At 60.8% G+C, this 9,888-nt stretch carries 9 protein-coding genes; 1 reads left to right on the top strand and 8 read right to left on the bottom strand.

What is annotated here, in order from left to right; genetic code table 11:
- Positions 1 to 80 precede the first annotated feature (80 nt).
- From Q0949_RS17730 to Q0949_RS17705, 6 genes are all read right to left on the bottom strand, one after another.
- Positions 81 to 1,373, bottom strand: a complete 1,293-nt coding sequence (locus Q0949_RS17730) for a sigma-54 dependent transcriptional regulator (protein ID WP_299375406.1) — start codon at positions 1,371 to 1,373, stop codon at positions 81 to 83.
- Entirely contained in the window at positions 1,370 to 3,091 is a 1,722-nt protein-coding gene (locus Q0949_RS17725) for an ATP-binding protein (RefSeq protein ID WP_299375403.1), read from the bottom strand. The genes Q0949_RS17730 and Q0949_RS17725 overlap by 4 nt, the downstream gene beginning before the upstream one ends.
- 74 nt (positions 3,092 to 3,165) lie before the next feature.
- Complete coding sequence (locus Q0949_RS17720; RefSeq protein WP_299375400.1) at positions 3,166 to 3,555, bottom strand: rhodanese-like domain-containing protein; 390 nt, start codon at positions 3,553 to 3,555, stop codon at positions 3,166 to 3,168.
- 38 nt (positions 3,556 to 3,593) lie between these two features.
- Positions 3,594 to 4,058 carry a CoA-binding protein gene (locus Q0949_RS17715; RefSeq protein WP_299375397.1) on the bottom strand — a complete coding sequence of 155 codons (465 nt, stop codon included), beginning with the start codon at positions 4,056 to 4,058 and terminating at the stop codon, positions 3,594 to 3,596.
- Positions 4,059 to 4,415 carry a 2Fe-2S iron-sulfur cluster-binding protein gene (locus Q0949_RS17710; protein ID WP_299375394.1) on the bottom strand — a complete coding sequence of 119 codons (357 nt, stop codon included), beginning with the start codon at positions 4,413 to 4,415 and terminating at the stop codon, positions 4,059 to 4,061. It lies immediately after the preceding gene.
- An 8-nt stretch (positions 4,416 to 4,423) separates the two neighbouring features.
- Positions 4,424 to 5,782 carry a selenium-binding family protein gene (locus tag Q0949_RS17705; protein ID WP_299375391.1) on the bottom strand — a complete coding sequence of 453 codons (1,359 nt, stop codon included), beginning with the start codon at positions 5,780 to 5,782 and terminating at the stop codon, positions 4,424 to 4,426.
- Positions 5,783 to 5,850: 68 nt separating this feature from the next.
- Here Q0949_RS17705 and Q0949_RS17700 point away from each other — a divergent pair, with 68 nt between their 5' ends.
- Positions 5,851 to 6,624, top strand: coding sequence for an IclR family transcriptional regulator C-terminal domain-containing protein (locus tag Q0949_RS17700; RefSeq protein ID WP_299375388.1), 774 nt, complete (start codon positions 5,851 to 5,853; stop codon positions 6,622 to 6,624).
- Here Q0949_RS17700 and Q0949_RS17695 read toward each other — a convergent pair.
- Positions 6,607 to 9,192 carry an HWE histidine kinase domain-containing protein gene (locus tag Q0949_RS17695; protein WP_299375385.1) on the bottom strand — a complete coding sequence of 862 codons (2,586 nt, stop codon included), beginning with the start codon at positions 9,190 to 9,192 and terminating at the stop codon, positions 6,607 to 6,609. The two genes, Q0949_RS17700 and Q0949_RS17695, sit on opposite strands and share 18 nt — an antisense overlap.
- Positions 9,189 to 9,755, bottom strand: a complete 567-nt coding sequence (locus Q0949_RS17690; protein WP_299375382.1) for a hypothetical protein — start codon at positions 9,753 to 9,755, stop codon at positions 9,189 to 9,191. Before Q0949_RS17690 ends, Q0949_RS17695 begins: the two co-directional genes overlap by 4 nt.
- Positions 9,756 to 9,888 lie beyond the last annotated feature (133 nt).

Genomic DNA, 9,888 nt, shown 5'->3' with positions numbered 1-9,888 from the left:
CGCCGACGCCGCCACAATCGCAGCCCTCGTCGCATTCCCGGGCATCGTCCTGTGGCTACCATCACTCGCAGGGTGAAGCGCTAGAGCAAGGCGTCCTTGTCGAGGCCCAGCTTGACGATCTTTTCGTTGAGTGTTCTGCGGCCGATGCCAAGTGCGTCGGCCGCGTCATCCATCCGGCCCCGGTGAATTTGAATGGCCTTGCCGATCATTTGCCGCTCGAACGCGGCCACTGCGTCGCGCAAGCCGGGATGCACGGCGGGATCGCTGCCAAGGCCAGAGATTGCGTCCTGCATCGTGCCGAAACCTTGGCGGGCATACAGCACGCGCCGCTCGGCCACGTTGCGGAGTTCGCGCACATTGCCGGGCCAACTGTGCGCCAGCAGGGCTGCGATGTCTGCCTCGGTCAGATCAGGAGCAGGAATGCCGTAAGGCACGGCCGCGTCCTGCAGGAACCGCGTCGCCAGCAGGGTCACGTCGTCCAGCCGGGCCCGCAGCGGCAACAGTTGCAGGCTGAACCCCTGAAGCCGGAATAACAGGTCCTGTCGCAACCGCCCCTGCGCGACGGCGATACCAGTGTCTTCGTTCGTGGCGGACACGATCCGCAGATCCACCTGTTCCGGTGTCCCCTGTCCGGGTTCGAGGATTTCCTTGGCCTCGATCAGGCGCAGCAGCATCGGCTGCACCTCCGGTGGACAGGCGCAGATTTCGTCCAGAAACAGGGTGCCGCCATCGGCATTTCGCGCCACCAATGGCAATTGCGCGGCGTCGATCTGTGCAGCGTTGACCGCAATATACGGCCCATCGCACCGACCCGACACGTCGTGCAGCGCGCGCGATGCGAGGTCCTTGCCGGTGCCGGTTTCGCCCTCGACCAGAACCGACGCTTCGCTGTCGGCGACCATGGCAATGGTGTCGCGCAGGCGCACCATGTCAGGCGTCTGGCCCAAAAGCACCCGGTCCAGACCGGACAGTTCCTGCACCCGCTGTTTCATCCGCAAATTGCTTTCGGCCAGTTGATGCTGTGCGGCGGCATGGGACAGGACCAGCAACAGGCGCTTGGGGTCGTAGGGCTTTTCGATAAAACTGTAGGCGCCGAGGTTCATGGCCTCGACCGCGGTGGGAATGTCGCCATGGGCGGAGATCAGGACAACCGGTGGCGCGGCTCCCAGCGATTTCAGCAGTTCGAGCCCGGACATGTCCGGCATGCGAACGTCCGACAGGATCACATCGGGGCGAAACTGGATGATCCAGCGTTCGGCCTCGGTGGCGCGAGCCAGGGGTTTGGCCACCCAACCAGCGGCTTCGATCAGGTCCACCAGCGAATTGCGCATCAGGCGGTCATCGTCGATGATCAGAACGCGAAAGGTTTTCATGGCGTGTCCTCCTGCTCTGCCCGCGGCAGTGTGACGGAAAAGACGGCGCCGCTGTCCGGTCCATTGGCCGCCGTGATCGTGCCGCCGTGATCGGCGACGATGCCCGCCGATATGGTCAGGCCCAGCCCCATGCCCCGGCCGCTTTCGCGCGTCGTGGCAAAGGGTTCGCCAAGGTCGTCAAAGCTCTTGTCGCCAAGGCCGTGGCCTGTGTCCGACACCGAGAACCACACGGTTTCCGGGTCGCCGCCCATTGTGATCTCGATCTGTTTGACCGGCGCGGTTTCAATCGCGTCCAGCGCATTGCGCACGATATTGGTCATGACCTGTTCGATCCTCAGCCGGTTGCCACGAAAGGTCACGTCGCCTGCGGGCGGGTCAAAGTCGATGCGCGCGCCCACCTGCGCGATGCTGGGTTCGAGCAGGTCGAGCGCGTCCGCCATGGCCGCGGCCATATCAACGGCTTCGAACTGGTCGCGACCCTTGCGCGAAAAGAATTTCAGTTGTCGGGTGATATCCTCCATCCGGGCGACGAGGCTGTGCATCTTGTCACTCAGCGCGCCGGTATTGGCCGACATTTCGGCGGCCACCAGTTGGTTGCGCATGGCCGCGATCGGTTGGCCCAGTTCATGGGTCACGGACGAAGCGAGTTGCCCCAGGGCGGCCAGACGGCCCGCGCGTTCCAGTTCGGCCTGGGTCTTGGTCAGGTTGCGTTCGGCTGTCTTGCGTTCTTCGATCTCGCGCGCGAGCCGGTCATTGGCGATGCGCAGCTGCGCCTCTTCCTGTTCGGATTTCTGCAAGGCGGTCGTCATCTGACGTGTGCGCCTGATCTGGAGCGCGATAAGGGTCAGGACCGCAAGAAAAAGGGCGGTGCCCGTCGTCAGCGCCGCGCGGGTCAGAGCCTGATCGTTAGGCATGAAGAAATGCAGCGACCAGTCATTCGGCAGGTCGTCCGTGCGCAGGTACAGCAGCCGTTCGCCGCCGATGTTGGCCGTGTTGCGGGTCGGATCGACGTCCCAATCCAGCGGATCAAGCGGTTCCTGCCCGAACTGGCGCGAGGCCAGGATCCGGTCGCGCTGCGTGTCGCTGAGGGGTTGCAAGGTGCGGTAGCGCCATGCCGGATCGGAGGCGAGAAGGACGACGCCATCCGCGTTCGTCAGCATGATGCGGACGCCTGAGGCGAGCCAGTTGTCTTGCAGTTCCGACAGATCCAGTTTGATCGCGACGACGCCGGTTGCCCCCGCTTTGGTGGGCGGAACGGCCATGGCAAAGAAATATCCCGGGATGCCTGTCGTGGCGCCGATCCCGTAGAACTCGCCCAGAGCGCCATCCACGGCAGCCTGAAAATAGGGTCGGAAGGCATAGTTCTGGCCGACAAAGCTGCTGTCGGTTCCGGCATTGGACGCGGATATCGTCAACCCGGTGTCGTTCATCAGATAGATCGCATCGATCCCGGCACTGTCCGCGACACGCGCGAAATGGGTGTCGAGCGCAGCGGTGTCCGTGCCGGGCAGGGTGTCGGCAACAAGCGGATCGAGTGACAGAACGAAGGGCAGGTGGGCAAAGCGGCGCAACTCCGCCTCGACCGAACTGCGATAGAGCGTCAGCCGCGCAGTTCCTTGTTCAAGCGCCTGCGTGCTGAAATAGGCATGGGTGGCCCGGAACAGGCCAACCGCACAGGCAACAATGGCCAAAAGCAGGATGGTCTTGCGAAATCGCATATGCCTGTCCTGCCTGTTGGGTGGTTGAAAATCAACAGGTTACTGCGGTTTTTGGGGCGGCGTTGGACGGCGTGCTATTCCAGCGGGCCATTGGCCTTGGTCCACGCGCCGATGCCGCCCGAAAGGTTCACGACAGGCGACAGCCCCATGTCGATCGCGACTTGTGCGGCCATGGCTGATCGCCCGCCCGAGGCGCAGTAAAACACATAGGTCTTGTCTTGGTTGAAGGCGGGTTTGTGCGCCGGGCTGGCCGGATCGATGTGAAATTCCATCATGCCGCGCGACGACGCAACAGCACCGGGGATCACGCCGGTCTTGGCCTGTTCGGTGCCGTCGCGCAGATCCACAAAGACGTGATCCGGTGAGTCCACCAGCGCCAATGCCTCCTCAACCGAAATCGAGAGCACGGCGGCCATGGCGGCCTGAACGAGGTCTTTTGCGCTTTTCTTGATGGTCTGAGCCATGTCGGTGTTCCTTTGTGTCATGTCGGGGTGGGATTGCGTCAGATCCCGAGATCGAGCCGCGGTTTCCAGAAGGGGCGGAAAAGTTCGATCTTGGGGCATCGGTTCATCACGACTTTCAAACCAGCGTCCTCGGCCAGCGCCGCGGCCTTGTCGTCATAGACCCCGATCTGCCCCCACAGAACCTTTGCGCCGATTGCGATGGCCTGCTCGGTGATGCCAAGCAACTCTTCCTTGGGGCGAAAGACTTCGACCATGTCGACGGGGCGGTCGATGTCTTCGAGGGCGTGATAGACCTTGATGCCGCGGATCTCGGACAAGCCTGGGTTCGGGTTGACCGGGATCATGTCATACCCGGTTTCGTGAAGGACCCGCAGCACGCCATAGCTGAACTTGGTCTTGTCCGCGCTGGCCCCGACCATTGCGATGGTTTTGACCGATTTCAGGATGTCGGCCAGAAAGGCGGGGTCATAGTCATAGATGTGATCAACGCTGGCGTCGGGCATTCAATCCTCCTTTGGCACGGCGATGTCCGCCTTGAGCTCATGGGGCTCCAGCGGGTCGAGAAAAGGGTTGCGGTAGAGCGCATCGTGGCTTTCCACCCCGATCTCGAGGGTACAGTCCGACAAGGGGCGTGCCACGCACAAGGTCACATAGCCTTGGGCAATCTGACGGTTGTTGAGTGCGACTTGCCTGCGTTGATCCACACGCCCGAGGGTCAGCTTGGCGGCACAGGTGATGCAACCGCCGTATTTGCATCCATAGGGCAGGTCGACGCCCTGTTCGCGTAGCGTATCCAGCAGGGGCCGGTGTGCGTCCACGCTGTAGGTCGCATCGCCCCGGTTGGCGAGTGTGATGGTCACGGGTTCTGTCACAGCCAGATATCGCTTGTACAATCGCCGCCGGGATAGCGTGTTTCGTGGCACCGGCTTGGCCCGTTGGGCTCCTTGCCAAAGTCGACAAGGAAATCCTTGTTGATCGACATGCCGCCATTCTCGACGTCGCAGTCGATCATCAGCATCACGCCGCCCTGGGTGCGGATTTCGGGATAGAACTGGTTGTCCCACGTCGAGAACAGCGACGTTGTCACATAAAGCCGCTTTCCATCGAGGCTGAGCTGATACATCTGCGGCCCGCCGGCGACCTTGACGCCATTCACCTCGGGTGCCTTGCCCAACAGACCGCCCATATAGACCTGTCCGGTCAGGACGGGATTGTGGGGATTCTCGATATTGTATTGCCGCATGTCGCCGTGCAGCCAGTTGTTGAGGTAAAGGTACTTGTCGTCCATCGACACCAGAATGGCGGACATCACACCGGGGATCGGGATCGGCCATTCGGGGTGGGGTTCGTTTTCCACGTCGATGATCTTTTCCCATTCCCACTGGCCTGCGTCGGATTTCCAGAAGTGGATCACGTTGGCCGAGAGAGCCGCGCCGCAAAAACCGTGCGTGCTGTCCGGGTCGTGGTGGAATTTCACCTCGAGCGGGATCAGGCCATCTTCGCCCAGATACATGGTTTCGATGGGTTTGCGCGCCTCGAAATCCCAGATGTGCAGGCGGCGACCATATTTCAGATGCCCAACCTCTTCGAGGTCAAAGCCGGGCATGAACGTATTGGGTGCGGCCCATTCGGAACTGACCATGACGTTGTGGCGCGGCTGGTACCAGAAGTCATAGGAGAAAGGGATGTCGCCCATTGTTTCCTCCCACCGGCCCACGATCTCGAAATCCTTGTTCAGGTGCAGGTAGCCGCCCGGTGCTTCGCCCTTGGCGTCGCCCAGAAAGGAGATGATGATCTCGGAGCCGAGGCAGTGTACCGTGTGCGGGCCGGACAGATTGGCCTTGGCCTTGATCTCCGCCCCGTCGATCACCTTGTGCAGGCGCGGCGCATGTGGATCCGTGGCCGTGTCGACGATGTGGATGTTGTTGGACCGAACGCCCGGCACCAAAAGATATCTCCGTGCCATCGAACTGTCGTCGTGGCAGGACGAACAGGCGTTCCAGCCCATATGGTGCAATTCATCCCCGATGCCCGGCATCTCCAGCCTGTGGATCACCTGGGAATAGGTCGGGCTGTCCGGATCGGCGTCCACGGTGGCAAGGTAGTCCGGTTTCTGGATGCCCGTGCCGGTGTAGATCGCAATCGTGTAGAGCAGTTTTTCGCGCGGGGCCTGCATGGCTGCCGCAGGCGACGCGTATCCCGGTCCACAGCAGACGCTGTCCATCATCAACTTCCTCCCTTGCGATCTGACCTCAAAACCATAAAATGAGAAAAAGATTCTCACAAGGTGATAATATGCATCTCGAACGGCTTACCCTGATCCTTGATATCGTCAGCCAGAAGGGCGAGGCGACGGTTGCCGAGATCTGTGCGCATTCCGATCTGCCCAAGCCGACGGCTTACCGGCTAGTGCAGGATTTGGTGGGCGTCGGCCTGATTGATCCTGTGGGCAAGGGGCGGTTTTCTATTGGGGCGCGCCTGCGCCAGATGGTGCACAGTGACCAATCCGATGTCGCGCTGATCCAAGTGATTGGGCCGTATCTGAAAAAGGCGGCCGAGGATCATGGGGCTGCGTTCTTTCTATCGCGCTTGCGGGGCAAGGCGGTCGAGATCGTGCACGTGGAGACGCCTGACACCGGCGTGTCCTACCTGCATCCCGGTCTGGGCCGACGCCCGCTGCATGCCTGTTCCTGCGCCAAGGCGGTGGTGGCCTTCAATCCTGCTCTCGCGATCCTGGCGGATCTGGAAGGGCAGTTGCGCGCCTATACCGAGTTCACGCTGTCTCATGTCGCGGATTTGGAGGCCGAGCTGGAGGTGATCCGCACCCGCGGTTATGCCGAATGCGTGGAAGAGATCGAACGCGGCATGTGTTCGGTTGCGGCGCCGCTGGGCGTATCCGGCTTTGGTGCGACGCTGGCGATCGGGGCGACCGGGTCCGTACGCGTGTTCACGCCCAAGTTCCGCGCACAGATTGGCGCAGCCTGCATGACGCTTGCGCGCCAATTGCAGGACACCGTGACAGTAGACGACCCCACGGTTCGCGCGACCCAGTCAGGTACGCTTGGCTGATTGCCGCAACGCGTTTCGCGTTTCGCGGCCCAAACTGTCGGAGGTGAACGGTTTCTGTACCACCGGAGCGGCAGGATAGTCGTCCAATATGCTTTCGACGTCGCCATACCCCGTGGCCAGCACAAATGGCACGCCCATCTCGTGCAGTCTCTGCGCCACCGGCAACGAGGTCTGGCTGCCCAGATTGATGTCGAGGACGGCAAACGCAATATCGGCGTCTGCAATCGTGGCAAGCGCGTCATCGACCGAACTGGTCAATTTCACTTCCGCAGCGCCAAAGGTTGTAAGAATGTCCGAGGCATCAAGCGCGATCACCATGTTGTCTTCGAGCACCAAGGCGGTTCCGTCCAATTCGACCGCTTCACCGACCGCTTCGAGCGTTTGTTTGGTTGGTGCGTCCGCGACGGCTGCCGGTGCTTCGGAAACATATTTGGATGGGATCATGATGTCGGCTTCGAAACCTGCAACGTTGAATCGCGTCTCGACCTTGCCATGCAATTCGAACGGAACGGTGCGTTCAATGATTGTGGTGCCGAACCCGCGCCGGGTTGGGGCCTGAACGGGGGGGCCACCGCGCTCGCGCCACTCGATCATCAGCGCGCCGTCGCCCGCCAAGCGCATGGAAATCGCCACTGTCCCGGAGCGATCCGTCAGTGCCCCGTATTTGGCAGAGTTCGTCACCAACTCATGGATGACCAGTGCCATGGTAGAAAAGGCTTCGGGGGCAAGCAGGGGCGCGTCGCCGGTGATGATCAACCGTTCTTCCTGTCCATTCAGATAGGCGTTGACCTCCACCTGGATCAGATCGTTGATCGCTGTCGGTGACCACGCCTGCCGCGTCAGTTGATCGTGGGCCCGCGCAAGCGACTGGATCCTGCCGTCGAGCACCTTGGTGTATTCACTCAAACTCGTCAGGCCCGATTTGCTTTGCGACACCAGCCCCTGGATGAGGTTCAGGATGTTCCGGACCCGGTGATTGAGTTCTGCTATCAACAGCTCCTGCTTCTCGCGGGCTGATTTGCGTTCTGCGTTTGCCTCGTCGGTCAACTTGAGCACGATTTCGATCAGCGAAATGCGCAGGGCCTCTGCTGCACGCATTTCGCTTTCCGTCCACGGTTCGGACGTGCCCCGCACCATTTCTGTCCAGGCTTCGAAGCTTTTGCGCGGTGTCAGACGCACGCCGTTCGGACCCATCTCGACCGGCTTTTGCGGGTTGCCCGCCCACCGGACGGCGCGTGCGATCTCCTGCCGGAAAAACACGATGTAGTCGCGGGGTGTTCTGGAAATGGGGACGGCCATCAGCCCGGCAACACGGTCGCTTATGACGTCGGCATCGGGATAAGATCCGGCCAGACTGTCAATTGAGAAAACCTTGCCTTTCGGTGCGGTGTTCAAGAACCGTGCAAGGCGTTTGAACTCTTCGGCGTTCGGGGCGGTACCGCGCGCGGTATAGCGCCCTTCGGAGTACACAGCGACCCCGTTGCAGGCCACGATCTGCGCCAGTTCGTCGGCGATAATGTCAAAACTGTCGATCAGGTCACTGCCCGCGGACAGCCGCACCATCAGTCGATCCTGCAAGTCACGCGATCCGCGCTCTTCGTCCCGGATTTCGGATTCGATCTTGCGCTCAAGCTCGTAGGAAAAGAACTGGGCAAAGAGTTCAATCGCAGTCCTGCGTTCATAATCGACATAGCGTGCCGAGCGGTGATGGCAGGCAAACAGCCCCCACAGCTCTCCGTCCTTGAGAATGGACACGGACATCGACGACGACACACCCATATTGCGCAGATATTCCAGATGGATCGGAGACACGGCGCGCGTCACCGACAGCGACAGGTCAAGGGGGTCGCCATTAGGGTTCTTTTGCGGAACGAGTGGCGATACTTCGCCGTCCACATCCGCGATCAGCCGCAAGGTGCTGCGCTTGTAAAGCGCGCGGGCTTGTTGCGGGATGTCACTGGCTGGATAGCGCAGCCCGAGGAACGGCTCCATGCCCGATGCCAAACGCTCTGCGATCACTTCGCCGGACCCGTCAGGTGCAAACCGGTACACCATCACGCGGTCAAATCCCGACAGAACCTGCATGGCCATTGCCGCCTCTTGCGCCGCGGCCATCACGGTGTCCTTCTTGTTGACCCGTGCAATCAGCGGCTGCACCAAGGCTAGATCATCGCGGTCGTCTTCCTGTTCGGGTTTGGGTTCGAATTCAAAGACAAAGGATTGCCCGGTCGAGTGGACCGATATGTCAAACAGCGTGCCGTTTTCGAGAACGTCGTAGTTGAACAGGCGGCTGACGCCGGTGCCGGAGCTGCTGCTGAGTTGCAACCGGGTGCGCAGGTCATGGACCGTCCGGTCGGGAAGATGATGGATCAGGGCGTCTCCGACAACGTCACCGGGTTTCAGGCCCAGCAGAGTTTCGCAATTTTCCGACAGATGGTTGATCAACAAATCCGAAGAGGTCGAGATCAGGCACCCATAGGCTTGCACATGCCCCAAAAGGTGAATGGGCTCGCGATCGCAGTTCGTGAGGTCAACCGCACCGTTGAGGTCGGTCTCTGTTTGGCTCATCGGATGGCCTCCTGTGGGTGCTGCGCCGTTTTCATTTCGATGGCCACGTCTTGGAACATGCCAAAGAGGCGCTGCGTGTCTTCTATGATTGCGCCTGCACGTGTACTTTGGACCGGGATAACAGATAGCGCGTCACAGATATCTTTCCACCGTCCGGGTGCGGGTTCCATCGAAAAATAGGCGTCCGCCGCGCGAACCACCGGATCACTAGATCCTGCCCAAATGCGTTTCAGCACGCGGCTGCCCAGGCGCGACCCTTCGATCAAGTAGGCCAGTGCCATCGCATCCAATCGCGGCAAGGGCGCTGGTTGTGGTGCGCGCATCTGGGTGCGCAGTGCAGTGAGATCCGCGTCAATGCAGGTCAGCATGTCGCGGAGGCTTGATGCAGTATCGGTCCCTCGCTCGGCTGTTCCGAGCATCGTTGCAAAGCAGGCTTTGTGAATGATCAGAAAACCTTCGAAACCCTGTTTTGTTGCGATGTCGAAGGACGACAGCAGGTCGTCGACCCGGTCGTGATCGGCTTGGGATGCGTGCTTCAACGTCTGTCGAAAATCTGCAGGCATCCTGTGGCTCCCTTTGCCGCGCAAGCCAGCAATTCAGCGTGACCCACCCATCGTTTCGGTGTCGTGCGAGCCAAGACCGATCTCGTACTGCGCTGCACCTGTCAATAATCTATGACATAGTGATCCACAAAAT

The sequence above is a fragment of the uncultured Tateyamaria sp. genome, assembly GCF_947487805.1.
In the GTDB taxonomy this organism is placed as follows: Bacteria; Pseudomonadota; Alphaproteobacteria; order Rhodobacterales; family Rhodobacteraceae; genus Tateyamaria.
Note: the sequence above shows the minus strand (reverse complement) of the source record. Positions and strands in the feature narration are given on the sequence as shown.

Coding starts and splice junctions, on each gene's coding strand:
- Q0949_RS17730 (WP_299375406.1), bottom strand. CDS start 1,373: ATGAAAACCTTTCGCGTTCTGATCATCGACGATGACCGCCTGATGCGC.
- Q0949_RS17725 (WP_299375403.1), bottom strand. CDS start 3,091: ATGCGATTTCGCAAGACCATCCTGCTTTTGGCCATTGTTGCCTGTGCG.
- Q0949_RS17720 (WP_299375400.1), bottom strand. CDS start 3,555: ATGGCTCAGACCATCAAGAAAAGCGCAAAAGACCTCGTTCAGGCCGCC.
- Q0949_RS17715 (WP_299375397.1), bottom strand. CDS start 4,058: ATGCCCGACGCCAGCGTTGATCACATCTATGACTATGACCCCGCCTTT.
- Q0949_RS17705 (WP_299375391.1), bottom strand. CDS start 5,782: ATGATGGACAGCGTCTGCTGTGGACCGGGATACGCGTCGCCTGCGGCA.
- Q0949_RS17700 (WP_299375388.1), top strand. CDS start 5,851: ATGCATCTCGAACGGCTTACCCTGATCCTTGATATCGTCAGCCAGAAG.
- Q0949_RS17695 (WP_299375385.1), bottom strand. CDS start 9,192: ATGAGCCAAACAGAGACCGACCTCAACGGTGCGGTTGACCTCACGAAC.
- Q0949_RS17690 (WP_299375382.1), bottom strand. CDS start 9,755: ATGCCTGCAGATTTTCGACAGACGTTGAAGCACGCATCCCAAGCCGAT.